The sequence below is a fragment of the Citrobacter sp. Cpo069 genome (genome assembly GCF_030332785.1).
GTDB classification, from domain to species: Bacteria; Pseudomonadota; Gammaproteobacteria; order Enterobacterales; family Enterobacteriaceae; genus Citrobacter; species Citrobacter portucalensis.
Genome location: NZ_JAOWHD010000060.1, coordinates 254,240 through 277,691 on the forward strand (window position 1 = coordinate 254,240; position 23,452 = coordinate 277,691).

At 49.8% G+C, this 23,452-nt stretch carries 27 protein-coding genes and 3 tRNA genes; 7 read left to right on the forward strand and 23 right to left on the reverse strand.

What is annotated here, in order from left to right:
• From motB to flhD, 4 genes are all read right to left on the reverse strand, one after another.
• Nucleotides 1–930, reverse strand: a complete 930-nt coding sequence (gene motB / locus OGY08_RS19995) for a flagellar motor protein MotB (protein ID WP_003034631.1) — start codon at nt 928–930, stop codon at nt 1–3.
• The gene (motA, locus tag OGY08_RS20000) at nt 927–1,814 is read right to left on the reverse strand and encodes a flagellar motor stator protein MotA (RefSeq protein ID WP_003034628.1); all 888 of its coding nucleotides are present in this window, start codon (nt 1,812–1,814) and stop codon (nt 927–929) included. The genes motB and motA overlap by 4 nt, the downstream gene beginning before the upstream one ends.
• Before the next feature lie 124 nt (nt 1,815–1,938).
• Nucleotides 1,939–2,523: a flagellar transcriptional regulator FlhC gene (gene flhC, locus OGY08_RS20005; protein WP_008785071.1), complete on the reverse strand. Its 585-nt coding sequence runs from the start codon at nt 2,521–2,523 to the stop codon at nt 1,939–1,941.
• Nucleotides 2,520–2,861, reverse strand: a complete 342-nt coding sequence (gene flhD / locus OGY08_RS20010) for a flagellar transcriptional regulator FlhD (RefSeq protein WP_003034622.1) — start codon at nt 2,859–2,861, stop codon at nt 2,520–2,522. Before flhD ends, flhC begins: the two co-directional genes overlap by 4 nt.
• Nucleotides 2,862–3,654: 793 nt before the next feature.
• Here flhD and uspC point away from each other — a divergent pair.
• Complete coding sequence (gene uspC / locus OGY08_RS20015) at nt 3,655–4,083, forward strand: universal stress protein UspC (protein ID WP_008785072.1); 429 nt, start codon at nt 3,655–3,657, stop codon at nt 4,081–4,083.
• A 17-nt stretch (nt 4,084–4,100) separates the two neighbouring features.
• Here the strand turns inward: uspC and otsA are convergent, their stop codons facing one another.
• The 6 genes from otsA to OGY08_RS20045 form a co-directional block, all read right to left on the reverse strand.
• Nucleotides 4,101–5,522: an alpha,alpha-trehalose-phosphate synthase gene (otsA, locus tag OGY08_RS20020; RefSeq protein ID WP_125362621.1), complete on the reverse strand. Its 1,422-nt coding sequence runs from the start codon at nt 5,520–5,522 to the stop codon at nt 4,101–4,103.
• Nucleotides 5,497–6,300 (reverse strand): trehalose-phosphatase, encoded by an 804-nt coding sequence (otsB, locus tag OGY08_RS20025; RefSeq protein WP_125362622.1) that lies wholly within the window; start codon nt 6,298–6,300, stop codon nt 5,497–5,499. Before otsB ends, otsA begins: the two co-directional genes overlap by 26 nt.
• 175 nt (nt 6,301–6,475) lie before the next feature.
• Nucleotides 6,476–7,462: an L-arabinose ABC transporter permease AraH gene (gene araH, locus OGY08_RS20030; RefSeq protein WP_003034609.1), complete on the reverse strand. Its 987-nt coding sequence runs from the start codon at nt 7,460–7,462 to the stop codon at nt 6,476–6,478.
• A 14-nt stretch (nt 7,463–7,476) separates the two neighbouring features.
• Nucleotides 7,477–8,991, reverse strand: coding sequence for an arabinose ABC transporter ATP-binding protein AraG (gene araG / locus OGY08_RS20035; RefSeq protein WP_125362623.1), 1,515 nt, complete (start codon nt 8,989–8,991; stop codon nt 7,477–7,479).
• Between the two features lie 132 nt (nt 8,992–9,123).
• Complete coding sequence (locus tag OGY08_RS20040; protein WP_003833897.1) at nt 9,124–10,113, reverse strand: arabinose ABC transporter substrate-binding protein; 990 nt, start codon at nt 10,111–10,113, stop codon at nt 9,124–9,126.
• Nucleotides 10,114–10,431: 318 nt separating this feature from the next.
• The gene (locus OGY08_RS20045) at nt 10,432–10,989 is read right to left on the reverse strand and encodes a DJ-1/PfpI family protein (RefSeq protein ID WP_125362624.1); all 558 of its coding nucleotides are present in this window, start codon (nt 10,987–10,989) and stop codon (nt 10,432–10,434) included.
• Nucleotides 10,990–11,544: 555 nt separating this feature from the next.
• Between OGY08_RS20045 and OGY08_RS20050 the strand changes: the two genes are divergently transcribed.
• The gene (locus OGY08_RS20050) at nt 11,545–12,048 is read left to right on the forward strand and encodes a non-heme ferritin-like protein (protein ID WP_003034597.1); all 504 of its coding nucleotides are present in this window, start codon (nt 11,545–11,547) and stop codon (nt 12,046–12,048) included.
• 139 nt (nt 12,049–12,187) lie between these two features.
• Here OGY08_RS20050 and OGY08_RS20055 read toward each other — a convergent pair whose 3' ends face one another.
• A complete protein-coding gene (locus OGY08_RS20055) occupies nt 12,188–12,439 on the reverse strand; it encodes a DUF2766 family protein (RefSeq protein WP_118262508.1) in 252 nt (83 codons plus the stop codon).
• A gap of 129 nt (nt 12,440–12,568) precedes the next feature.
• Here OGY08_RS20055 and OGY08_RS20060 point away from each other — a divergent pair, with 129 nt between their 5' ends.
• Nucleotides 12,569–13,990 carry an MFS transporter gene (locus OGY08_RS20060; protein WP_125362625.1) on the forward strand — a complete coding sequence of 474 codons (1,422 nt, stop codon included), beginning with the start codon at nt 12,569–12,571 and terminating at the stop codon, nt 13,988–13,990.
• A 33-nt stretch (nt 13,991–14,023) separates the two neighbouring features.
• On the opposite strand, the gene OGY08_RS20065 is transcribed toward OGY08_RS20060, so the two are convergent.
• Nucleotides 14,024–14,662 carry an RpiB/LacA/LacB family sugar-phosphate isomerase gene (locus OGY08_RS20065; protein WP_003034591.1) on the reverse strand — a complete coding sequence of 213 codons (639 nt, stop codon included), beginning with the start codon at nt 14,660–14,662 and terminating at the stop codon, nt 14,024–14,026.
• A 267-nt stretch (nt 14,663–14,929) separates the two neighbouring features.
• Between OGY08_RS20065 and yecR the strand changes: the two genes are divergently transcribed.
• On the forward strand, nt 14,930–15,265 hold the full coding sequence (yecR, locus tag OGY08_RS20070; RefSeq protein WP_048235188.1) for a YecR family lipoprotein: 336 nt from the start codon (nt 14,930–14,932) through the stop codon (nt 15,263–15,265).
• A gap of 194 nt (nt 15,266–15,459) precedes the next feature.
• Nucleotides 15,460–15,957: a non-heme ferritin gene (gene ftnA / locus OGY08_RS20075; protein ID WP_003034588.1), complete on the forward strand. Its 498-nt coding sequence runs from the start codon at nt 15,460–15,462 to the stop codon at nt 15,955–15,957.
• 45 nt (nt 15,958–16,002) lie between these two features.
• Here ftnA and OGY08_RS20080 read toward each other — a convergent pair whose 3' ends face one another.
• A complete protein-coding gene (locus tag OGY08_RS20080) occupies nt 16,003–16,242 on the reverse strand; it encodes a YecH family metal-binding protein (RefSeq protein ID WP_003034586.1) in 240 nt (79 codons plus the stop codon).
• A gap of 225 nt (nt 16,243–16,467) precedes the next feature.
• On the opposite strand from OGY08_RS20080, the gene tyrP reads away from it, so the two are divergent.
• Nucleotides 16,468–17,679: a tyrosine transporter TyrP gene (gene tyrP / locus OGY08_RS20085; RefSeq protein WP_286566416.1), complete on the forward strand. Its 1,212-nt coding sequence runs from the start codon at nt 16,468–16,470 to the stop codon at nt 17,677–17,679.
• A 26-nt stretch (nt 17,680–17,705) separates the two neighbouring features.
• On the opposite strand, the gene OGY08_RS20090 is transcribed toward tyrP, so the two are convergent.
• The 6 genes from OGY08_RS20090 to OGY08_RS20115 form a co-directional block, all read right to left on the reverse strand.
• Nucleotides 17,706–18,371 carry a YecA/YgfB family protein gene (locus tag OGY08_RS20090; protein ID WP_003034581.1) on the reverse strand — a complete coding sequence of 222 codons (666 nt, stop codon included), beginning with the start codon at nt 18,369–18,371 and terminating at the stop codon, nt 17,706–17,708.
• A gap of 209 nt (nt 18,372–18,580) precedes the next feature.
• Nucleotides 18,581–18,862: a heavy-metal-associated domain-containing protein gene (locus tag OGY08_RS20095; protein ID WP_125362627.1), complete on the reverse strand. Its 282-nt coding sequence runs from the start codon at nt 18,860–18,862 to the stop codon at nt 18,581–18,583.
• Nucleotides 18,859–19,215, reverse strand: coding sequence for a mercuric transporter MerT family protein (locus OGY08_RS20100; RefSeq protein WP_003833912.1), 357 nt, complete (start codon nt 19,213–19,215; stop codon nt 18,859–18,861). Before OGY08_RS20100 ends, OGY08_RS20095 begins: the two co-directional genes overlap by 4 nt.
• Nucleotides 19,193–20,335 (reverse strand): transglutaminase-like domain-containing protein, encoded by a 1,143-nt coding sequence (locus OGY08_RS20105; RefSeq protein ID WP_125362628.1) that lies wholly within the window; start codon nt 20,333–20,335, stop codon nt 19,193–19,195. The genes OGY08_RS20100 and OGY08_RS20105 overlap by 23 nt, the downstream gene beginning before the upstream one ends.
• A 208-nt stretch (nt 20,336–20,543) precedes the next feature.
• Entirely contained in the window at nt 20,544–21,014 is a 471-nt protein-coding gene (locus OGY08_RS20110; protein WP_057067954.1) for an SRPBCC family protein, read from the reverse strand.
• Between the two features lie 13 nt (nt 21,015–21,027).
• Complete coding sequence (locus tag OGY08_RS20115) at nt 21,028–21,717, reverse strand: LolA family protein (RefSeq protein WP_125362629.1); 690 nt, start codon at nt 21,715–21,717, stop codon at nt 21,028–21,030.
• 204 nt (nt 21,718–21,921) lie between these two features.
• Here OGY08_RS20115 and OGY08_RS25250 point away from each other — a divergent pair, with 204 nt between their 5' ends.
• Nucleotides 21,922–22,266: a hypothetical protein gene (locus OGY08_RS25250; protein WP_125362630.1), complete on the forward strand. Its 345-nt coding sequence runs from the start codon at nt 21,922–21,924 to the stop codon at nt 22,264–22,266.
• 156 nt (nt 22,267–22,422) lie between these two features.
• On the opposite strand, the gene OGY08_RS20125 is transcribed toward OGY08_RS25250, so the two are convergent.
• The 4 genes from OGY08_RS20125 to pgsA all read right to left on the reverse strand — a co-directional run bounded on the left by OGY08_RS20125 (nt 22,423) and on the right by pgsA (nt 23,422).
• A tRNA-Leu gene (locus tag OGY08_RS20125) sits at nt 22,423–22,509 on the reverse strand.
• Nucleotides 22,510–22,521: 12 nt separating this feature from the next.
• Nucleotides 22,522–22,595: transfer RNA gene (locus OGY08_RS20130), tRNA-Cys, on the reverse strand.
• A gap of 51 nt (nt 22,596–22,646) precedes the next feature.
• Nucleotides 22,647–22,722 (reverse strand) — tRNA-Gly (locus OGY08_RS20135).
• A 151-nt stretch (nt 22,723–22,873) separates the two neighbouring features.
• Nucleotides 22,874–23,422: a CDP-diacylglycerol--glycerol-3-phosphate 3-phosphatidyltransferase gene (gene pgsA, locus OGY08_RS20140; protein WP_125362631.1), complete on the reverse strand. Its 549-nt coding sequence runs from the start codon at nt 23,420–23,422 to the stop codon at nt 22,874–22,876.
• Nucleotides 23,423–23,452: the final 30 nt, after the last annotated feature.

The following is a 23,452-nucleotide window of genomic DNA, read 5'->3' on the forward strand; positions in this document are numbered from 1 at the left end:
TCACCTCGGATTGGCTGGTGGCGATGTGGGAACGCTTACCGGCGGGAGTTCCGCTGGCCGTTGTAAGACACTTACCGGCTCATTCTGGCTTTCAGCGTTTTCATGCAAAATGGCCTCTTCTGCCTGCTTATTGAGAACCAGCAGACTAATACGGCGGTTGATAGCGTCTTCAGGACCGCGATCGCTCAGACGCATCGTGGCGGCCATACCTACCACACGTAATACTTTTCCATCATCCAGACCGCCGCTAACCAGCTCGCGACGCGATGCATTTGCGCGATCGGCAGACAATTCCCAGTTGCTGTACCCTTTCTCACCATTCGCGTAAGGGTAATCATCCGTGTGACCGGAAAGGCTGATCCGGTTAGGGATCCCGTTGAGCACTGGAGCAATCGCGCGCAGGATATCGCGCATGTACGGCTCAACTTCAGCGCTACCGGTCTTAAACATCGGGCGATTCTGACTGTCGATAATCTGTATCCGCAGCCCTTCCTGAACCAAATCAATCTTTAAATGCGGACGCAGCGCTCGCAATTTGGGATCGGATTCAATCAGTTGATCGAGATCGCCGCGAAGTTTGCTCAAGCGGCTCTGTTCCATACGTTTTCTCAGGTCATCAATATTCGGCTGCTTGTTCACCTCGCCCTGCTGCTGGGTGTAATCATCCCCGCCGCCTGGAATCGGGCTTTGGCTATTCGAAATACGATTTCCCCCGGTCACTGCGGTGGCCAGCGGTGTACGGAAATATTCGGCAATCTGGATCAATTCTTTAGGGCTGGAAATAGAAATGAGCCACATCACCAGAAAGAAGGCCATCATCGCGGTCATAAAATCGGCGTAGGCGATTTTCCACGAGCCATGCGCCCCACCACCGTGATTCTTATGTTTGCGTCGCTTTACAACGATAATGGGATGGGCCTGATTTTTCATGCGTCCTCGGTCGTCTGTTGCGCAGTTGGATTTCTCACCGCACGAACATGTTCTTCCAGTTCGATAAACGAAGGACGTTCGCTGGAGTACAGTGTCTTACGACCAAATTCAACGGCAATCGGCGGCGCGTAACCATTCAGATTGGAGAGCAGCGTTATCTTCACGCACTGCATCATTTTGGTTGTTTCAGCGCTTTTCTGGCGCAGAACGCTGGCAAGCGGAGAAATAAATCCATAGGCCAGCAAAATACCGAGGAATGTTCCCACCATCGCATGCGCAATCAACGCACCCAGCTCTGCTGCCGGGCGGTCGGCAGAAGCCAGCGCATGCACAACACCCATAACGGCCGCGACGATCCCGAATGCCGGTAGCGAGTCGCCAACCATCGCCAAGCTATTCGCCGGAACTTCGGCTTCGCTCTCATGAGTCTCAATTTCTTCGTCCATCAGCGCTTCAATCTCAAACGTATTCATGTTGCCGCTGATGATCAGTCGCAGATAATCGACAATAAAATCAAGCATCACGGCATCCGCAAGAATGCGCGGATAGCTGGCGAAGATTTCACTTTCTTTTGGGTTTTCGATGTCGCGTTCAAGCGAGAACATGCCCTGTTGACGTGACTTGGCCATCAGGCGATACAAGAGCGCCAGCAGATCCATATACATCGCTTTGGTGTATTTCGAACGACGGAAAAGCAACGGGATCGCTTTCATCGTCCCTTTGATGGCTTTCCCGTTATTGCCGACGATGAATGCCCCAATACCCGCACCACCGATAATCACCAGCTCAGCCGGTTGATAGAGTGCCCCAAGGTGTCCGCCGGTCATCATGTAACCGCCGAAAACTGTACCAATAACAACCAGGTAACCTAATAAGATAAGCACGACATCATCCTTTCGCAATTGACTATGACAGGATGCGCAGTCGGGCAATTAACGTAAGGTCAGGACAAAAAAAAGCAGCGGTAATCGCTTACCGCTGCTGGAGTGTTCATCCACACCATATCAGTTAAACAGCCTGTTCGATCTGTTCATCCAGCAGTTGTGGAATAATATCGGCAGCATTCTGGGAAAGTTTACGTCTTTTTACGGCCCGTGATGGCGGTTGGCATAAACTACAGGCAAAGCTGCCTGCGGGTTGGTGTGCGTGGGTGATAAAATTCCCACCGCAGCAATTGCATTGGGACAACTCCAGCAATCCGCTGTCGACAAATCGCACCAGCGTCCACGCACGGGTTAACGCCAACAATGGCCCTTCTTCAGGCTGCGGACACTGCTCAAGATATAACCGATACGCCTTGATCACGGCATCCACGCCGCTACAGAGACCCGTTTTGAGCAGGAATTGCCATGCATTGCAAAACATCGACGCATGAATATTTTGTTCCCACGTCATAAACCAGTCGGTGGAAAACGGGAGCATCCCTTTTGGCGGAGGACTACCGCGTAATTCTTTGTACAGCTTGATTAATCGACCACGGCTTAATTGCGTTTCGCTTTCCAGCATTTGCAAACGGGCGCCCAATGTGATTAATTCCATTGCTAACTGGATATCACGCGCTTCCTGAACAATGCTTTTTTCGCTCATCATCAAGCCCTTTTCTTACGTGCTGCATCATCGATGTCGCTTAACAGGCGTGTTGAAAGCATGATACCGGTATGAATTTGCTGAAGATCGTCAACGCGGGAGTCTTGCGTCAGGCGAGTAACAGTCTGGTGATCGTCGAAACGGAAATGACATACCAGTTGGTTTGTTTCGGCCAGTTTGACCATTTGAGGAAGTGTTAATGTTGCCAACGTGTCCGCCATTTCCTCGCTGATACCAAGGCGAAACATCGCAGATGCTTTGTCCTGAACGATCAAACGCTGTGCAAGCAATAAATATGACAAATTGATGTCATAGATGTGTTTCAGCAACTCGGATGTATGCATTATTTGCATCCATAATAACCAACATTGTTTTCATGCGGTAAAACCGCACCCCGTGATGTCGCCGGGAAGGCCCGGTAAAAAAAAGCAAAAGGTCAAATACATAGCAGCGTGACGACACTTACGCGTTGTCTAAACATTCCCTTTTAAGAAGGCAGCGTCCCTTACAAGCTCACATCAATTCTTACAAATGTCTAAGATTTTTCCTAATTCGACGCAACTCTACCCGCCGTCAGTTACACATACAACGGAGGTATGCTGCGAATTTAAAGAATATGTGATCAAGATCACATAAACCAGTCAAACACTTAACATAAATCCATCAGCGCAGCTTTTACTTTGCTTATTTTTTAATCCGCAATCATCTATTTCAATTCCTGATGTACGAATATTCTTGCAATAAAACCGAATAGTATTTTGTTCACATCCGTTAATATCACGCCGTGAAATAGCGAGCTGGATCACATATTTAACTCAAAAAACTTTTTTAATTAAATTCTTTAGAAACAATAAGTTAAATATTTAGAGTGATTAATTAATACCGCGATGTGACGACCTTGCAAATGTTAATATATGTTTAATTTTTATTAACACATTGTTTTCATTAGCGGTGGGTTTCACTTAAGTAACCTGAACATATCTGCAACTAATATGAATCGATTATTCTATTTATAAGAATAATTAATGAATAATCATGATGACATTCACACTATCGAGGCGGGAAACGTTGCAGTATGGGGTAAGCTGAGTAAAGCTGAAAAGCCCTCTCATAATTCTTGAAAAAAAGGAGCGAGTTATGAGCTATTCGCACATTCTTGTTGCTGTTGCCGCCACCCCTGAAAGTCAGCAGTTGTTAGACAAGGCGGTTTCTATCGCTCGCCCTGTCAACGCCCGAATTAGCCTGATTACGCTGGTCTCAGACCCCGAACTGTATAACCAGTTTGCTGCCCCCATGCTGGAAGACCTGCGTGAAGTGATGCAAGAAGAGACTCAGGATTTTATCGACAAACTTAGCAAAGAAGCAGAATACCCCATTGAACATACCTTTATTACCTATGGGGCTCTGAATGAACATATCCTGGATGTATGCCGCAAACACGCCGTTGATCTGGTCATTTACGGCAACCATAACCACAGTTTTTTTTCGCGCGCATCCTGTTCAGCGAAAAGCGTGATTCATACCAGCCAAGTGGACGTTCTTCTGGTTCCGCTAGCTGGAGATTAATCCACAGTGCCACGACTTCATGCGAGTTTAGAACAGGAAGAGATATTGTCTGGCTGTTGGCATTGACTCCGACGCGGCGTGACCGTTTTAAGATCGCAAATGAACGTCGCCTGCCAGTTGTCGATATCGTTTTTAACGATAGTCTCAAGCATTTCAGCGTGGCGCGAGATACGTTCGGTAAGTGGCATCGTCAGCGCCTGGTTTAATGCGCCTGCCACTTCATCCCGGTCATAAGGATTAACAATAAGGGCGGAGGTTAGCTCGTTCGCCGCCCCGGCAAATTGCGATAAAACCAGCACGCCAGGGTTAGCAGGATCCTGTGCGGCCACAAACTCTTTCGCCACCAGGTTCATACCATCGCGCAACGGGGTCACCAACCCTACATCAGAGTAGCGGAAGATCTTCATCAGCAATTTACGATCAAAATACTGGTTCAGATAGTAAAGCGGCGTCCAGCCCAGTTGCCCATATTTGCCGTTGATTCGCCCTGCCTCTGTTTCCAGTTGGTGGCGAATATCCTGATAGGCCTGCACCTCTTCACGCGAGGTCGGTGCTATCTGCGTATAGCGAATTTTACCGTGGTGCTGCGGATAATGTTCCAGTAAGGCCTCATAGGCCTGAAAGCGCTCCGGCAAGCCTTTGGAGTAATCCAGACGCTCCACGGAGAAAATATTCTGCACATTTTTAAGCTCCGCTTTTAGCTGTGCCAGTTTTGGCGGCAGCGGACCGGACGCCTGTCGTGCAATCTCATCCGGTTCAATACCGATGGGATAGACCTGAGTGCGAAACGCTTTTCCCCATGCCAGGTGCTGCTTATCTTTATGCGTGATCACCCGAGTCTGGGCTGCGAGACAGTCCAGAAAAGCCTGACGATCATTTTCGGTCTGGAAACCAAGCAAATCAAAATCACACATTTGCTCAAGCAGCGCCAGATGTGGCGGGAGCGCATTAAAAATTTCCGGCGTCGGAAAAGGAATATGCAGGAAAAAACCGATGCGATTACGCACGCCGCGCTTACGTAACTCGCAGGCAAACGGCAACAGATGGTAATCATGAACCCAAATAATGTCGTCATCGCCAAGCAACGGCAGAAGTTTATCTACCAGTAAGGCATTAACCCGTTGGTAGCCTTCCCAGGCAGAGCGCTGAAACTGAACTAAATCCAGTCGATAGTGAAACGCGGGCCATAAAACCGCATTTGAAAACTGGCAGTAATACTCTTCGTAATCTTGCTCACTCAAATTAAACGAGGCCCAGGTGATATTGCCACGCGTGACCTTTTTTAACGGTTTATCCTCATTACCTGTATCACCACTCCAGCCAAACCATAAACCACCAGCAGCTTTTAACGCGCCCAGTACACCGACCGCGAGCCCACCCGCGCTCCCTTTGTCATCTGGTGAGGCGATACGATTAGATACTACGACTAAACGACTCATAGCCACCTCTTCTGTTATTCGTTGCTTTCGGTTCTTGCTGCGAAGAGTTATTTTTCTCCAGCCAGTGCCAGACATCCCTGACGCCATCCAGACGCCATGTTGCCTGCGTCGGCCCGCTCCCTACCTTTACAGAAATACCGCCAGCGCGGTTAACTACAGCAAACCCTGTTTCATCTGTCAGATCATCACCGAAAAACACAGGGATCCGGCCAGCAAAAGGCGCTTCCTGCATAAATGCAGCTATCGCGTCGCCTTTATTACTGCCCTTAGGCTTTATTTCCACGACACATTTTCCGTGCTGCAGAGCAAGCTGCGGCCATCTGCGCGTGATGCGCTCAGCCAGGGTAACCAGCGCCGCTTCGTGTTCGGGTGCCTGGCGATAATGCAACGCGAAGGCCATGCCTTTGGTTTCAAGTGTTGCCCCCGGTAACATCACCAACGCTGCGTGTAATAACGCCCCGGCTTCACGTTCGATACCTTCGGGCAGGTTTACTATGTGCGTTTGACCATTGATGTCACGGCGTTCTGCCCCATGCACTCCGGCAAGCGGAAAACGAAACGGAGTAGTGAGTGCGTCAAGCTCAACCATTGAGCGCCCTGAAATCAATGCCAGCGCATCCGCATTCTGCGTCGCTAACCGATGTAGACATTGCAGGATTGTCTTCGGGACAACGACCTGGTCGGGAAAAGGTTTAATCTCAGCAAGTGTCCCATCGAGATCAAAAAAGTAAGCACAGTTTGCAGATTGTTCAGGGGGTAAAGTCAGTGATGCTGTCACCCGGTTATCCTCCTCATCATGGTCAGAACGCCACGCGGATCGCGGCATATAGATGATGTATGACGGATATAAGTATAGACAGTGTGACCATGCTCGCCATTTGAAAAAACAATCGCCAGCCGGGTAGCGGCTGGCGACGGGCAGAAGCTAGACTAAAAAGTTGGGGTTTAAATCATCAAACGGTACGCTTCGCTTTTTGCTTGTAACGGTCGAAGATCACCGCCGCCAGCAGGATGAGGCCACGTACCACATACTGCGCGAACGGAGAGATATTCAGCAGGTTCATCGCATTCTCAACCGTCCCCAGGATCAACACCCCGGCCACCACATATGAGATTTTTCCGATGCCGCCTTTAAGCGAAACGCCCCCTAACACGCAGGCCGAAATAACGATCAACTCATAACCGATTGAGGTCATTGGCTGGCCGCTGGTCATACGCGATGCGAGGATAATCCCGGCAATGGCGGATACCAGACCGGAAAGAATAAAGATAATAATCTTGGTACGAACAACCGGAACCCCAGCCAGGCGCGCCGCCTCTTCATTGCCCCCAATGGCCAGCGTATTACGCCCAAACGTGGTTTTGTTCAGCAGTAAGCCAAAGACAATGAAACAAACGACCGTGATCCAAATAGGCGCCGGCAGACCAAACCAGTTAGCATAGCCGAGTGTGAAGAAACGCTCGTCTTCAATCCCGACTGCCTTACCGTCGGAGATAATATAGGCCAGACCACGTACAATCTGCATTGTCGCAAGAGTAGTGATCAGGGCGTTAATTTTTAACCGCGCAATCACGAACCCATTCACCAGACCACACAGAATACCGAGCAGCAGCCCGGCAGCCACACCAATCCACAGACTTTCGGTCATGTTAATGACTACGGCAGTGGTAACACCAGCACAGGCAATTACAGACGCGACAGACAGGTCGAAATCACCGGATGCCAGGCAAAACAGCATCCCGCAGGCAACCATACCCGACATTGATACCGCCAGCCCTAACCCCTTCATGTTGATGAAAGTAGCAAAGTTTGGCACAAAGAGGGAACAAACCAGGAACAGCACGGCGAACACCACCAGCATGCCGTATTGGTCCCAAATGCGGCCCAGATTTAGCGCCGACTTCGCTGCGCCAGAACCCGATGTAGAAACGGAAGACATCATACTCTCCTTATTCAGGCTACAGCCTGGCTGACTTTAGGCATAGCAAGGCTCAACGCCTGGCGCTCATCCGCCTGTTCATGAAGTAACTCACCGGCAATTTCGCCTTCTCTCATCACCACAATACGGTCGGCGACACCGAGTACTTCTGGCAGGTCACTGGAAGCAAACAATACGGCCACACCGCGCGCTGCGAGGGCATAAATCACGTTGTAAATTTCATGCTTGGCGCCCACATCAATGCCGCGTGTAGGCTCATCCAACAAAATCACTTTCATCTCTTCCGATAACCAACGACCGAGAATAGCCTTCTGTTGATTACCGCCGGAGAGGTTCATGATCAGTTGCTCTGCACCCGGCGTTTTGATGTTGAGTGAACGAATATGGTGATCGGCATTGGTCTCTTCCCAGCCGTTGTTGATCACGCATCCCCCCAGAACATGCTTACGCCGTGCACTAATGTTGATGTTGTTGCGCACTGAATGGACCGGAATGATCCCTTCAGCTTTACGATCCTCCGGGCACAGCATCATCCCCGCTTCAATGGCATGGCTTGGTTTACGGATATCGATAGGCTGTTCATCAATAAATACCTGGCCCGCCGTGATACGCGTACCGCCGAACAGCCCTTTCATTAATTCGCTACGTCCGGCCCCCACCAGGCCAAACAGCCCGACAATTTCACCGCTTCGCACAGATAAGCTGATTGGCGTACGCACGCCTGGAGCTTTGACTTCATGCAGCCGCAGACGCTCTGTGCCATACGGTCTGGATTTCCAGCCATAGATATCCCCGAGGTCGCGCCCGACCATCGCCTGCACCAGCGCATCGTGATCGACCTGCAGCATGTCCGTGAACGTTTTGACGTAATGACCATCTTTAAACACGGTGATGGCATCGCTGAGAGCAAAAATCTCCTCCATACGGTGTGAAACGTACAGAATGATGCGTCCTTCGTTGCGCAGCTCACGGATAACGCGAAACAGATTCTCAATCTCGCGAGCCGACAGGGAGCTGGTTGGTTCATCAAAGGCGATAATTTTGGCGTTTCGCGCCAGCGCTTTTGCAATCTCCACCATCTGCCACTGGCCAATGGAGAGGTATTTCAGTGGGGTATCGGGATCGATATCCATCCCCAGATGCTTCAACTGGATTCCTGCTTCATAGTTCAGCAGCGAGCGGTTCACAATCCCACCTTTGTGCGGTAACTGCCCTAAGTAAATATTCTCGGCAACGGTCATTTCCGGGACGAGATGCAGTTCCTGATAAATAATGGCGACACCGGCGTTGAGTGCGGCAGTGGTATCCGCGAACGAAACTTCCTGTCCGCGGACCGTCAGAGATCCCGTTGTTGGCGCATAGTTACCGCTGAGAATTTTTAAGAGTGTTGATTTCCCGGCGCCATTTTCGCCCATCAGCGCATGCACTTGTCCGGCATAGCAGTCGAAACTGATATCCGTCAGCGCCTTAACGCCCGGGAACGTTTTGCCAATGCCGCGAAATGAGAGATACGGGGTAGACTGTTGCATAACGTCTCCGTGAGTCAGGATTTTACCGGCCTGGAAAACCGCCGGACGTAGGCCCGGTAAGCACAGCGCCACCGGGCATTGCGCCGGAAGGCGGCTTCGCCTAATCCGGCCTACAACATCGCAGCACTTCTGTTACTTACCGCCTAAGCCTTTCTTCGCCAGCTCTTCTTTGAAGTTATCGCGGGTAATCAGCACCACATCTGTCACTTCAGTGAATGCCGGTGGCTCTGCACCTTTCGTTACCCAGTTGTAGAGCATTTCACTGGATTTGTAGCCGTGCACGTCCGGGCTTGGCAGCAGTGAACCGTAGAACCCGGTCGCTTCGCCTTTTGACAGTTCGCTCACCGCGTCAACGCCGTTGATCCCGATACCAATCACGTTTGGTGCTTTGAAGCCCTGCCCTTCGGTCGCACGTACGCCACCCAGCACGGTGTTGTCGTTCATGCCGACAATCAGCCAGTTTTTGACTTCAGGATGCTGAACCAGCATGGAGTTGGCGGCGTCGAATGCGCCGGGGATGTCATTCGATTTTGTTGGGACCTGGTAAATCTGTTTTTCCGGGAAGCCTGCGGCTTTAAGCGCTTCCATTGAACCAGAAGTACGACGACGTGCGGTATCCAGTTCGTTGGCGGTAATGGCCATTACGGCGGTGGATTTCACATCCCAACCGCGTTTTTGCATCTCTTTGTACAGCTCCTGGCCCTGGCGTTCACCAATTTTGGTTGCCGCCATCATCACCAGCGGCACGGTATCCATCGGCTTACCTTTAGCGTTGGCAAACTGGTCGTCGACGGCAATGACTTTCATATCGTAGCCACGTGCCTTAGCCATAATGGCTGGCCCCAGTTTTGGATCTGGCGTGCAAATCACAAACCCTTTTGCTCCACTTGCAGCCAGGCTGTCGATGGCGTTAAGGGTTTTCTCACCATCCGGAACGGCAATTTTAATCACCTCAAAACCAAGGTCTTTACCGGCTTTATCGGCAAATTTCCATTCAGTCTGGAACCACGGTTCTTCCGGCTGTTTGACCAGGAAACCGAGCTTCATGGATTCAGCGATAGCGGATTGTGACATAATGGCCGCCAGACCGATGGCAGCCAGCGCTTTAGTGAATTTGTGCATGGTTAACTCCAGCTTTAACGTTCTTTTATGTAGGGTAAAATCAGACGATTTTTTGTAATTCGGACGTAAAACAAGGCATTACCTTTTATTGATAAGATCAATGCCAGTGCTGAGAGTATTTTTAGCGGGAAATTGATTCTCCATAAGAGAGCGGCATCACACCACAGAATTACAGTAATTGCGTACATAAATTCAGCGGGAAATGACATAAAAAAACGCGGTTTTGTCGACGGGAAAAAAGAGGGGTAGCAGATTAGTCCATAACATCAGCCAACGAATCCTTGTTCCCGAATACCGAAGCATTCGGGAGCACAATGATTACCATCTGTAATAAATGTGGTCAGCGTGATCGCGAACCGGAATGTCATCTTCCAGCAGACGCGCTGAAAGCGTGAAAGCAAAATCGAAAATATGCCCTAATCCTTTGCCGCTAATAAGGTTGCTATCTTCAACAACCGGCGCATCAATATATTCCCCATCCGCGACATTTTGCCACAGATCTCCCGAACACACATAGCGACGCCCCTTCAGCAGGCCGTTGCCGCCCAGCACGCGCGCCGCCGCAGAACACACCGGGCAAATGAGTTTTCCTGCCTCGTCATGGCGAGCGATAAACTGGATGACAGCCTCACTGGCGGCAAGGTTAACGCTGCCCTGCGGCCCGCCGGGTAACACAACGGCATCATAAAGATCCGTCTGACGCGCAGCCAGCGTGCTGTCCGTCACCATCGGCACGTCATGGTAGCTCACCACCGCACGGGACTCGGCGCAGGCCAGTGTTTCAACTTCGATCTGCAGGCGGCGCAGAATATCAATGGTAACAATGGCTTCCGCCTCTTCAAAACCAGGTGCCAGTAGCACGGCAACCTTTTTCATACACACTCCTCGATTTTTCCAAATACACCAAACAATAAATGTCGAATCATTCAGGCGCTTAACTTTATTAATTTCCACAAAACTGATCTGGCGCAAAAAAAATTAGCCAGCAGATAGCGTTCACAGACGCGGGTCAATGGTGAAATTTCTTCATCCGAAGACCAGATAATCATCTGGCGACAGACAATACCTGATTGTGAAATTCCATTTCGTGATATGAAACATCATTTCATTATCAACATCTCACTTTAATGCTATAAATATCAATCTGTTATATTCACAGCATTTATATGCACAAGTGGAAAAATCACTAATATTGCTATGACAATATGTAAAAAATCATAAATACGCAGATTTAAGGATTTTCTTATGTCGGGACTGGAGTTATGCTGAATCTCGATCGGGAGCGAATATAATTCGTGATCACTAAAGGACCGGCGGAACGGATTTATTCTGCTAACAGTTTTAATTGTACGTAGTGGTGAGGTGTAGCGGCAGCCCGTTGCACTGACGTTAGTAACGTACATCCCCCTTTCTGGAAATAAGGATATTGATATGGCTGCAGTTGGAATTGTTCATAAACTTAACACGCAAATGAACCTCGAGTTCTACGCATCGAATCTTTACCTGCATCTCAGTGAATGGTGCTACGAACACAGCCTGACTGGCACCGCAACCTTTCTACGCACCCAGGCGCAAGGTAACGTGACTCAAATGATGCGTATGTTTAATTTTATGAAAAGTGCCGGGGCTAACCCTATCGTCAAGGCTATCGATGTTCCGGGTGATGAACTAACTTCCCTTGAAGAACTGTTTCAGAAAACGCTGGATGAATACCAACAGCGTTACAGCAAGCTATCACGCTTAACCAATGAAGCAGAAGCCTTGAATGATGCAACAACCATTGATTTTCTTCACGATCTGGAAAAAGAGCAGCAGCAGGATGGCGTGCTGTTACAGACGATTCTTGATGAAGTCCGCAGCGCTAAACGTGCGGGACTGTGCATGGCGCAAACCGATAAGCACCTGCTGAACGTCGTGAACTATCAACATCACTAATTTTCAATTTTCATCGTGTTAATGCCGGATAACGATGCGACGCACCTTATCCGGCTGGTGCTTAATTTTCTCTACGCTCACGCCTCTCATTCTGCGAGGCGCAAAAAAACCTTTCTAAAACCTGAAACAACGGTTTATTTTAGTGAGATTCATTCTGCGGCGTGAATTTCAACTCGATCAAGGCAACCGCTTTTTGTATTGCGCGCATAGTGACCGGATCGGCACCTGCAGGATGGTTGGAAAAGTCGATGCTTTTCAGCTGGCTGGACATTTTCTCCCGAACTTCTACTGGGGCAATAACATCAAGAACATCCAGAATCTGCTTGATAACCAGCTGACAGGCAACAACGTCCGAGAGCAGTTCCTGATCGGCATTCAGTGTTTGGGACATAGTGAGCTCCTTATAGAAAGGTCGTCATAGTACCCATTCAACGAACGAAACGATAGCCGCGCATGCCTTCCGAATGCGCTGAAAATAAAAATAGTTCCAGTCAGTTTCTTTTGAGATGGCAAGCACAACATGAGTGAACATTTAGCGGTTGAGAACAAACGCGGTCTATCCCCGGCTGCATTACTTGTTGCCGGGGCTTTCTTTATGGAGTTTATTGACGGCACGGTGATTGCCACCGCACTGCCCGACATGGCGAAAAGTTTTGGCGTGCACGCAGTTGACCTGAACATAGGTATCAGCTCCTATCTGATCACCCTCGCGGTACTGATCCCCGCCAGCGGCTGGATTGCGGATCGCTTCGGCGCCCGAAAGGTGTTTACCCTTGCACTGGCGATATTTACTCTCGCCTCAGTTTTATGCGGTTTGTCCGAAAGCCTTGAGAGCTTTGTCGCCATGCGAATCTTACAGGGTGTAGGTGGTGCGCTAATGGTTCCGGTTGGCCGACTCGCGGTATTGCGAACTACGCCTAAACATCAGTTGATCACCGCTATTGCGACCCTGACCTGGCCCGCGTTAGTCGCACCCATCATTGGCCCTCCCCTTGGCGGATTCATTACCAGCTATGCCAACTGGCGCTGGATCTTCTTCATTAATGTACCGCTCGGAATACTGGCGATTGCGCTGGCGCTACGTTTTATCCCGGATATTCATGACGACGAGCGCCGCCCATTTGATATAACGGGATTTATCGCAACCGCTGTTGCGATGGTGAGCCTGGTGTATGCCATGGAGTTACTGGGAACCCAACAGCCTCAGGGCTGGCTGACCGCCGGACTTTTGGCGCTAGGAACAGTGACCTTTCTGTTTGCCCTGCATCATTTTCATCGCACCGCCTGGCCAATGATTCGCCTTGATGCCATGAACGTGCCTACTTTTCGCGTCACCATGTATGGCGGATCGCTGTTTCGTGCCTCTATCAGCGCCGTGCCATTTCTGCTGCCGTTAATGTTTCAGGTAGGTTTTGGCATGAACGCTTTTCACGCGGGTTCGCTGGTGCTGGCGGTATTTGTCGGCAACCTGACGATTAAACCTGCCACCACACCGTTGATACGCTGGCTGGGCTTTAAGAAACTGCTGTTGATTAACGGTGCGCTTAACGTTCTGGCGTTGCTGGCCTGTGCATTAATTACGCCGCAGACCCCCGTGTGGGTTATTTTGCTGGTGTTGTTTCTGGGCGGTGTGTTCCGCTCAATTCAGTTTACCGGCGTCAGCACGCTTGCCTTCGCGGACGTCCCCGCGGCACAAATGAGCTACGCTAATACGCTGTTCAGTACGGCGACACAATTAGCAGTGGGATTGGGCATTTCTTTAGCCGCTATTGGCATCCGCATTGGTGATGTGGTCAGTGAAAGGCTGGCATTGGGCAATATTCCGGGGATCAGTTTCCGGCTGGCCTTTGTCGCTATTGCCATTATTTGTCTGGTAGGTATGGTGGATACGCTGCGGCTCACCCGTGATGCAGGAAGCGCAGTATCGAACAGGAACAGGTAGCCCGGAGGGTGAACGCCGCCGGGCCAACAGGATTTAGCCAATCACCTCGCGTACAAACGCTTCGATTGCTTTGTCCTGGCAGTTTTCAAAGAAGCACTGCTGGAAGCGCGGGCCTGATACAGCGGTTTTCACCAGTTCAGGATCGATCGCGCGCAACGTGTCCAGATAATTTTCTTTTACCACAGCCGCTTTCACCTGATTCAGAATACCGGCGTTACGCACCTGCGGCTCTTTACGCTCCGGTGGGTAGCCTTCACCGTTACGCCCGGTGAACGCTTTTTCAAACATATAGCGCACATTCAGCTCAGCACCCCAGCCAAAACCTTTGGCGAATGCCAGAGAAAGCGCGTTGCCGTTGTTGATCTGAGAGAACAAGAACGCATCTGCAGGATCAAGGCAATAACCACACACCACACCCGGATGGATATTCAGTGACATCATTGCCCCCTGGCCCGTACCGCAACCTGTAACAACAAAGTCTACAGCTTTGGAATTAAGCAGGATGCTGGCCATAATGCCTAAATGGATGTAGGTCAGATGATGATCATTTTCGTCGCTCATCCCAACGTTATAGACCGGAAAACCTTTCTCATCCGCAACGGCCTTAAGCTCGTTATGGATGATGGCGTTTTTGCTTGCCTGGCTGTTTTCCATCATCAATGCAATTTTCATTCTGTACTCTCCTGAATGCGCTGCGGTAGCCCGCTGAAAGTCATAACATTCAGCCACATTACTATTTTGCAATCATATTTTCAAATTTAATGAAATTTAGTTTTAAAAAACAAAGTTACGCTCACATTCCTGTCTGAACAGTTCAGAATTACCTCAAACAAATGACCTCGTTGTGATTAATCGCAGGTGATCTTCGGGCTATTCAAGCCATTGATGAGGGTCTCTGTATGCCATGATAGTGTATCTTCGAACTTTCAGAGCGATCTCATGAAGACCATTATCCTAGCGCTTTTGCCGCTCATGCTGACAGGATGCACAATTACAAAACAGGCACAGGTCAGCGAAGCCAGCGCCATCACTGGTGTGGTTCGCCTGACTTATAATCAGGCCATGTTACAAACAGCACGTACCGATGACTACGTTACCCAAGGGACAGCCACCAAAGAGTGTCAGCGCCTGGGCTATGCCAGCGCAGAAGCGTTTGGCCAGCCGGTGTCAACCTGTAGCGTGTATGCAGGCTCTCTGTGCTTAAATACCAAAATTACACTCGCCTGGCAGTGTCATGGTGTCGCGGTGCCCCAATCACCTTCTTTCAATTATTAATATTTCCGACCAGCTCATTTTTGCTGGTCTTTTACCACTTTATTATTTATACCCTCCGTTTAATATCGTTAATGCGTTTTATTCCCATTCGCATTTTTAATAAATAAATTTATTATTTTACCTTTTGCAAATAATTAAATAACAAATTATAGTGGCGCCACGTCAATATATAATAACGTTTGTGGAGCAGAACCATGCTGAAAACAGAAATGATCGACCAACTGAATGAGCAAATGAATCTTGAATTATATTCATCTCTGCTCTACCAACAGATGAGCGCGTGGTGCAGCTATCACAGCTTCGAAGGTGCTGCCGCGTTTTTGCGCCGTCACGCCCAGGAAGAGATGACGCACATGCAGCGTCTGTTCGACTACCTGACCGATACCGGCAGCTTGCCGCGTATTAATACCGTTTCTTCACCCTTTGCTGAATATGCTTCTCTGGATGAACTGTTCCGTGTTACTTACGAACACGAGCAGCTAATTACCCAGAAAATTAATGAGCTGGCACACGCGGCAATGACCCACCAGGATTATCCAACCTTTAATTTCCTGCAATGGTATGTTGCCGAGCAGCATGAAGAAGAGAAATTATTTAAATCTGTTATTGATAAGCTGTCGCTGGCAGGAAAAAGCGGCGAAGGTCTTTATTTCATCGACAAAGAACTGGCTACGCTTGATACACAGAATTAATATTTTAGGGTAATGAAGGCAACCCGCCATCATTACCCCTTGAAATCAGTGACGGCAGATCTTGCTTTCGTGCGTAGAGAAGCCGTCTTCTTTTGCAATAAACTTTCCCTTCGCCGCTAAAAACGCCACCAACTCGCCTGCCGTCATATCCGCCGCAGAACAAGTGTGAAAACGCGCCTGCTCGCCGAAACGTGCCGTAATCGCCGCTTCAAGGCTGGCATTTGAATACTGCTCACCAGATTCAATCATCATGTTAAGCACTTCGTGACCGTGAATAGATTCCATATTACCTCCTTAATAAAGTCCGTAGCCTAATGTGAACCGCACATCGTCGCTTTGCGCTAACGCAGGTTTATCAGCAGATAAATGTCATTTGTTATACATCTTAATGGTCAAAACATCGTAAACATTAATGTACAGTCATTGTAACGGTGATTTGACGAAAATAGCGTTTTGCCTTAATCTGCGCCGCAGATATAACCATTGATTATCTCTGGGACAGAGGAAAGCGTGAAAAACAGAACCCTGGGTAGTATTTTTATCGTGGCGGGAACCACGATTGGTGCCGGTATGTTGGCAATGCCGCTGGCTGCGGCAGGCGTGGGGTTTAGCGTCACGCTGGTATTGTTAGTCAGTCTTTGGGCGTTGATGTGCTACACCGCGCTGTTGCTGCTTGAAGTGTATCAACATGTCCCGGCAGACACCGGGCTCGGTACGCTGGCAAAACGTTATCTTGGTCGTTACGGACAATGGGTAACGGGCTTTGGCATGATGTTTTTAATGTATGCCCTGACGGCGGCGTACATCAGTGGTGCAGGTGAACTGCTGGCCTCCAGCATCAGCGACTGGACTGGAACAAATATATCTCCGACGACAGGCGTACTGCTGTTCACCTTTGTTGCCGGTGGCGTGGTTTGTGTTGGGACCTCGCTGGTCGATCTGTTCAACCGTCTGCTATTCAGTGCCAAGATAATCTTCCTGGTGGCGATGCTGGCTCTGTTAATGCCGCATATTCATAAAGTGAACCTGCTTACGCTGCCCCTGCAACAGGGGTTGGCGCTCTCCGCAATCCCGGTCATCTTCACCTCGTTCGGTTTTCACGGCAGTGTTCCCAGTATCGTCAGCTATATGAACGGTAACATCCGTAAACTGCGTTGGGTGTTTATTACGGGTAGCGCTATTCCTCTGGTCGCCTATATCTTCTGGCAACTGGCGACGCTTGGTAGCATTAACTCGACAACGTTCATGGGGCTATTAGCCAACCACGCAGGCTTAAACGGCTTATTGCAGGCATTGCGTGAAGTCGTGGCTTCGCCGCACGTCGAACTGGCGGTGCATCTGTTCGCCGACCTCGCGCTGGCAACCTCTTTCCTCGGCGTTGCATTGGGATTATTTGACTACCTGGCCGACCTCTTCCAGCGCCGCAATACCGTAGCGGGAAGAATGCAAACCGGCGCGGTGACATTCCTGCCGCCGCTGGCATTCGCGCTGTTCTATCCGCGTGGTTTTGTCATGGCATTAGGGTATGCGGGCGTTGCCCTGGCAGTGCTGGCGCTGCTCATTCCCTCGATGCTGGCCTGGCAGAGCAGAAAACATAATCCGCAGGCCAACTACCGCGTAGCAGGCGGTGCTCCGGCGCTGGCGCTGGTATTTTTGTGCGGCATTGTGGTGATAGCAGTACAGTTTTCTATTGCAGCAGGATTACTACCAGAAGTGGGTTAAAACAAAGGGGCTTTCGCCCCTTTCTGTTAATGCAAACAGCACTGCTTATATTTCTTGCCGCTGCCACACGGACAAGGGTCATTGCGCCCTACTTTGGCATCCACTTTCACCGGTACTTTGACCGGCGTTTCCTGAGGATGCGCCATCCAGTAAGCATGCAGGTCCAGCGCAGCCAGGCGGATGGCATCGACGCTCTCTTCAAACGCTTCCGGCGTTAGTTTCTCAACCACCGCAAAGTTCTCTTCCGTACCGTGCAGCGCAATAGCTTCAAGTGCTGGTTTTAACGTGTCCGGTAACGCGGACCAGTCTGACAGTGCGACGCCGCGCATATAACCAAAGCACCACTCTTCAACGATCGTCAGTTCATGCTCGTCAATTTCACGCAAACCAAACAGCGGCTCAAACTGCTCAGGATATTCATCCAGACGATCGGCCGTATCCGCCATATGTTGAAACGCCAGGTTCATGAAACGCGTCATTTCTTTTTCGGAGGACCAGCGAGGGACATACTGCGCGCCGCCCCAAATTGCGACCAGCCACTGCTCTGGTTCAATTTCATACGGTGAACTCAGCACCGCCGTCAGCAAACCATCCAGTTCTGACACATCCAGAATAGCCTTGTCTGTATTGTACTTAGTCAGTACATCATCCAGCCATTCCAGTTCGCTCTCGTTTAATGGTCCCGTTTTCATAACGCTTTTCCTTAGTCAAAAAATCTTGCCTGTGATCATCCTACATGGCTGGAGGGATAACAGATAAAAATGGGCATATGCGGCATATAGCTGCCGCCTGTTCAGGTTAACAGGAAACGAGGGGAATTCCGGAAGTTAACGCACAAAAGAGAACACTAAGCCGCCGGGCATCATACCGGGAAAACACAATAAAACCACCCGTAGGTGGTTTACTGTTGTTCAATACGGTTGAGCGTTGCGGTATAGCCCGTTTTCGCTACCGCGTTAAGTAACGTATCGGTTGGGAAACCTTCTGGCACAATCGCTTCTGCTTGTCGGGTTTTTAGGGAGGATTTTGCTTTAATCACCCCATCGATTTCACGTAGCGCCTGATTGACCGAAATAACGCACAGCGAGCAGGTCATATTTTGTATATCCAGCACCACTTTTTGATTGGCCGCCAGAGCCCACAGCGGCAGCAACAAGCATGCAACTAATGTGAAGATTTTCATTCAAATACCTCATAAAACCAGGCAACGAGCGTTGGATAAAATAGCACCGGCAAAATCAACGCCAGCGCGCACCAGTAGAGAACGCGCGCTTGCTTCAACGTTAACCATCCGGAGCACCACAGCCGCCTGGAAAAATAGAGCCGCCAGAAGACGCGCAGTAATAAGCCCAATGACACCAGCATCAGGGGAATTCGCAAAAACTCAAACTGGGTGAAAACAGCAAAGCTCGCCGCCGAAATACCAAACAACAGATAGAGCAGCGGTCCAACGCAGCATAAGCCCGCGGTGACAGCAGCCGCAGCGGCCGTCAACAGGGTGAGTCCCGCCCCTTTAGCGTTGTTCTGTGGCGACATAGCTGTACGAGAACGCTTTAGGATCATAGAAATTGATCGGGTCGCCATCGACTTCAGCGTAAGGATAGCCAAAGTTGTTCATGGCTCCCTGCTCCGTTGCTGGATACAGCTCGAAATCACGCCCGTAGTTAAATCCAACCCAGTTCATTTCCCAGTTACCAAACAGGTAAGTGTTTACCGCCTGGACATCGGCGTCCTGATGCGACTTTTTCTCTGCCAGACGCATTTTGGTCACATCAGCAGGATCGCACGGTAACCAGCCGTAACCGGCCAGATAGAATTCGGCGCGGCAATGTTGTCCGCCGCTCACATCGGCGACGCCTGCACTGTCTGCTTTGCCAAAAGCGCTTTTCGAGTAACGTTCGAGCTTATTGGCTTTGCCCAGACGGATGCCAAACAGTTCGCGCGCCGGAATGCCGCTGGCCCGCGCCAGAGCCACAAAAACGGAGCTCATGTCGGTGCATTTTCCTTTGAGCTTACCGCTTTTTAAGATCTCCGCCACATCCCCCGTGCCGCAGCCAATGACGTCGTTATCGCGCTCCATATGGCTACTCACCCATTCGTAAATCAGGCGCGCTTTTTTCAGCGGATCCTGCTCATTACCGGTGATTTTACGCGCAGTTTCCAGAACAAGCCCATCAACTGGGGTATGTGTCGTCGGCAGCAGGTACGGTTTTACATCCAGCGGATAAATAATCTGCTCCGGCGCTTGCCAGGTTTTCAGCGCGTCCTGCTTCAGCGGCTCCCAGTCGGCGGTTTCAATGTCGATATCAACGTTAATCAACAGTTCGGCCTGCGAGTCAGGCCAGGTGGCAAACAGCGTTTTCGCGCCATAAGTATTATTAGTGGTAACGTACGCCTGCTTATAGTTTCCGCTAAAGGCAAGCGCCGTCATTTGTTGAAACGCGGTATCTACCGGAAGCGGGATCCACAGTTTTACCACGCCGCTCGACCCCTTAGGAGGGTTAAGTTTATACGTCTGGGATAACACAAAGCGCCGACGCGCGACTGGTGCAACGGATGGCTCAGCGGCGTGAACCGTCTGGCTAATAACCGCAGGACCGACTAAACCGGCGGCGGAAAGGAGAACGCTATTTTTGAGAAATTGTCGACGTTGCATTGCTGTCTGTCCATGTTGTAAGAGTTGGGCTACGGCTAAGAAGGTAAAAACCGTATGCGATCATCACAGCAGACAGACGCTGACATAAAAAGGTGAGCCGATGGAGGTTATTCATCAATAACAGACCTGTTAACTGTGAATGAAATAAGAAACTGCGCGACAGATAGTAAGCCATAGGCAGGCAAAAAGTACAGCCGTGAGAGCGAGTTCAGAATATATAAACATTCGTTGCCAGCTTACGGGCTAACCCTCTGGCCCCTTCGCGCATAACCATATCGTGATTCCAGCGAAAAACAGGTGCCGCCAGCGGAGCCAGGTAATTCATCCAGCGAATCGTGGTGCGAACATTCCAGTCATATCTGACGATAGTCTCTGTGCCATTGGCAGAAAAAGACCACACGCCTCGCCCTTCAACCGCCCCGCTGGCTTGCCCCTCAAGCAGCGAGCAGGGCAGAATATTCAACACGTTGATGTCAAAGGTTAAGCGATAAGGAAGCGCTCCTTTCCAGGTATAACGATGCAGCGCCCCAATGCCCTGTGTATCACCTTTTTTAATCTCAACAATGCGTTCCAGACTTTCCCACCATTCTGGCCACTGATCGGGATGAGAAAAAACATCCCATACCTCCTGAATTGAAGCCTCAACCCGCCAGACGGTGGAAAACCGATAGTTAGCCATAATACAGACTCCCTCAAGGCGAGAAGAAATTGGCGGGAAAACGGATGTTAATGACCATAGCATCCAGAAGCACGGTTTCTAATCGCTGCCCATCTGGCGCATAGCTGATCACTTTGGCAGGGAGTCCATGATAATTATCCAGCCAGACGTCATAACGATGTACTCCATCAACCGCCATTGTTCCTGGCCCAACCACAGATACGTGCATTGTCGCCCGTCCTGCAAGGTTTTCCTTACCAACTGTGGTTGTTGTCCCTTCGCGTTGCAGATGACGAATATTGCCCAACAACACGCCGATATCAGAGCGATCCACCCGATGACCGCGCTCATCCTGGATCAATGAATTAGTAGGCGACAGGTGCAAAATGGGCAACGAACCCACACCAAATGGCCATAACGTCACTTTACCGCTGACAGGATTAAAGATAAGCGCCGCACCTGAATGCGGTTGGGTAAAATCCATCCGCACATACCCAGGCTTTTGAAAGCTATAGCGAATAATTTTGCTTTCATCGGATGGCGACGAGGAGCGCATCATAACCTGATAAGACGTCAGGTTATTAAATGACTGTTGAGAAAATGCGATGGGATCCGTAGCCCTGGCATTCTGCGAAAAGATATCCTCTTTTTCCACCGAATATGCTGCACCACTAAGGGTAAGCAATGCTGCAAACATAACTATCGGAAAAGATGAAATGTTCATAGCAGCCCCCTGAATCAGCACTGTCTGCAAACAGAAGTAATCATCTGTTGGCTGTTTTTATTATAGTTCTTAACTGCGCAGCACTACTCTTCCGGACTTTTAAACACAGTATGGATAGCAGGTTTAAATTATTGGTTTCCTTTTCAGTTAAGATGACAACATAAAGCTATACTTTAATAGCCATTCGTTTTATAGGTATTAATCATGAAATTGCCATCGGTATTTTCATGCGCCGTTCTCATATTACTGCTGCTGGCGTCATCATCTGCCACAGCCAGCGCGTTACAAAACCAGGCCGTCAGAGAGCAAGAGTTGAGCGCGGCACTTCGAGCTGGTAATGGCGTGATCATTATTGGCGGGACGGATGATTTCGCTTTCACGTTCAGGGCACGAAACCGAATCCACAGACAGCTGGCGATACAGGATGGCTTTGGCGATCCCATCCTGATGAATGGTTTCCAGGATCACAACTATAATCCCGCCCGCGATGGGTTTATCAACAACCCTGCCCGAGGGGGCTTTATGTTTAACGCGCCGATTCGGCGATAGATTGATTAGCAATAGTGAGTATATAGAGAGCAGTTTACGTTTCTGGCAGGTTGCTTGACGCAAGGTATCTATGCTTGTAAAAAACATGCACAAAAAAACCACCCGTAGGTGGTTTCACGACACTGCTTATTGCTTTGATTATTCTGTTCTTTCCCATGGTACCCGGAGTGGGACTTGAACCCACACAGCGCGAACGCCGAGGGATTTTAAATCCCTTGTGTCTACCGATTCCACCATCCGGGCTCGGGAAGAAATTGGAGGCGCGTTCCGGAGTCGAACCGGACTAGACGGATTTGCAATCCGCTACATAACCGCTTTGCTAACGCGCCGAAATCTTCTGGCTTTACAGCCGACATCCGCTATTGCCGATGTCTTAAATTTGGAGCGGGAAACGAGACTCGAACTCGCGACCCCGACCTTGGCAAGGTCGTGCTCTACCAACTGAGCTATTCCCGCACCACCAAGTAATTTTGTTAATCACTTGATTTTGTTATCGTCTGGCAATCAGTGCTGCCGTTCGATGCGTTGCATTCTACTTACCTGACGCAATGAGTCAACGATATTTTTCACCACTGACGATCGTTTGCTGAAATTTGCGTCGAAACGATCACTGATCAAGCAAATCTCCACGTGCAGCGCTCAAATACTGGAACATTGACCACAAAGTCAGTATCGCGGCGACGAAGAAAAGTGCGATCCCAGCATACTCTACCCAGATATTTGGACGCCACAGCAGCCAGGCCAGTGCAGCCATTTGCGAAGTGGTTTTCACTTTACCGATCCAGGATACGGCTACGCTGCTGCGTTTACCCAGTTCGGCCATCCATTCACGCAGTGCAGAGATGATAATTTCACGCGCAATCATTGTTGCGGCAGGGAGCGTTACCCACCAGCTGTGGTAATGCTCCGCCACCAGGACCATCGCAATAGCCACCAGCACCTTATCAGCGACCGGATCGAGGAAGGCACCAAAACGCGTGCTTTGGTTCCAGCGGCGCGCCAGAAAACCGTCAAACCAGTCGGTGACCGCAGCGATACAGAAGATCAGCGCACAAACAAAGGGAGCCCAGGTGAATGGCAGGTAAAAAGCCAATACAAAGAATGGGATCAGGATGACGCGAAACAGCGTGAGCAACGTAGGGATATTAAATTGCATATGACGGATAACTATCTGTTGTCAGTGAAA

What these genes read in the sequence shown, in the direction of transcription:
- motB (WP_003034631.1), bottom strand. Translation starts at nt 930, where the DNA reads ATGAAAAATCAGGCCCATCCCATTATCGTTGTAAAGCGACGCAAACAT.
- flhD (WP_003034622.1), bottom strand. Translation starts at nt 2,861, where the DNA reads ATGCATACATCCGAGTTGCTGAAACACATCTATGACATCAATTTGTCA.
- uspC (WP_008785072.1), top strand. Translation starts at nt 3,655, where the DNA reads ATGAGCTATTCGCACATTCTTGTTGCTGTTGCCGCCACCCCTGAAAGT.
- otsA (WP_125362621.1), bottom strand. Translation starts at nt 5,522, where the DNA reads ATGAGTCGTTTAGTCGTAGTATCTAATCGTATCGCCTCACCAGATGAC.
- araH (WP_003034609.1), bottom strand. Translation starts at nt 7,462, where the DNA reads ATGTCTTCCGTTTCTACATCGGGTTCTGGCGCAGCGAAGTCGGCGCTA.
- araG (WP_125362623.1), bottom strand. Translation starts at nt 8,991, where the DNA reads ATGCAACAGTCTACCCCGTATCTCTCATTTCGCGGCATTGGCAAAACG.
- OGY08_RS20040 (WP_003833897.1), bottom strand. Translation starts at nt 10,113, where the DNA reads ATGCACAAATTCACTAAAGCGCTGGCTGCCATCGGTCTGGCGGCCATT.
- OGY08_RS20045 (WP_125362624.1), bottom strand. Translation starts at nt 10,989, where the DNA reads ATGAAAAAGGTTGCCGTGCTACTGGCACCTGGTTTTGAAGAGGCGGAA.
- OGY08_RS20050 (WP_003034597.1), top strand. Translation starts at nt 11,545, where the DNA reads ATGGCTGCAGTTGGAATTGTTCATAAACTTAACACGCAAATGAACCTC.
- OGY08_RS20055 (WP_118262508.1), bottom strand. Translation starts at nt 12,439, where the DNA reads ATGTCCCAAACACTGAATGCCGATCAGGAACTGCTCTCGGACGTTGTT.
- OGY08_RS20060 (WP_125362625.1), top strand. Translation starts at nt 12,569, where the DNA reads ATGAGTGAACATTTAGCGGTTGAGAACAAACGCGGTCTATCCCCGGCT.
- OGY08_RS20065 (WP_003034591.1), bottom strand. Translation starts at nt 14,662, where the DNA reads ATGAAAATTGCATTGATGATGGAAAACAGCCAGGCAAGCAAAAACGCC.
- yecR (WP_048235188.1), top strand. Translation starts at nt 14,930, where the DNA reads ATGAAGACCATTATCCTAGCGCTTTTGCCGCTCATGCTGACAGGATGC.
- ftnA (WP_003034588.1), top strand. Translation starts at nt 15,460, where the DNA reads ATGCTGAAAACAGAAATGATCGACCAACTGAATGAGCAAATGAATCTT.
- OGY08_RS20080 (WP_003034586.1), bottom strand. Translation starts at nt 16,242, where the DNA reads ATGGAATCTATTCACGGTCACGAAGTGCTTAACATGATGATTGAATCT.
- OGY08_RS20090 (WP_003034581.1), bottom strand. Translation starts at nt 18,371, where the DNA reads ATGAAAACGGGACCATTAAACGAGAGCGAACTGGAATGGCTGGATGAT.
- OGY08_RS20095 (WP_125362627.1), bottom strand. Translation starts at nt 18,862, where the DNA reads ATGAAAATCTTCACATTAGTTGCATGCTTGTTGCTGCCGCTGTGGGCT.
- OGY08_RS20100 (WP_003833912.1), bottom strand. Translation starts at nt 19,215, where the DNA reads ATGTCGCCACAGAACAACGCTAAAGGGGCGGGACTCACCCTGTTGACG.
- OGY08_RS20105 (WP_125362628.1), bottom strand. Translation starts at nt 20,335, where the DNA reads ATGCAACGTCGACAATTTCTCAAAAATAGCGTTCTCCTTTCCGCCGCC.
- OGY08_RS20110 (WP_057067954.1), bottom strand. Translation starts at nt 21,014, where the DNA reads ATGGCTAACTATCGGTTTTCCACCGTCTGGCGGGTTGAGGCTTCAATT.
- OGY08_RS20115 (WP_125362629.1), bottom strand. Translation starts at nt 21,717, where the DNA reads ATGAACATTTCATCTTTTCCGATAGTTATGTTTGCAGCATTGCTTACC.
- OGY08_RS25250 (WP_125362630.1), top strand. Translation starts at nt 21,922, where the DNA reads ATGAAATTGCCATCGGTATTTTCATGCGCCGTTCTCATATTACTGCTG.
- pgsA (WP_125362631.1), bottom strand. Translation starts at nt 23,422, where the DNA reads ATGCAATTTAATATCCCTACGTTGCTCACGCTGTTTCGCGTCATCCTG.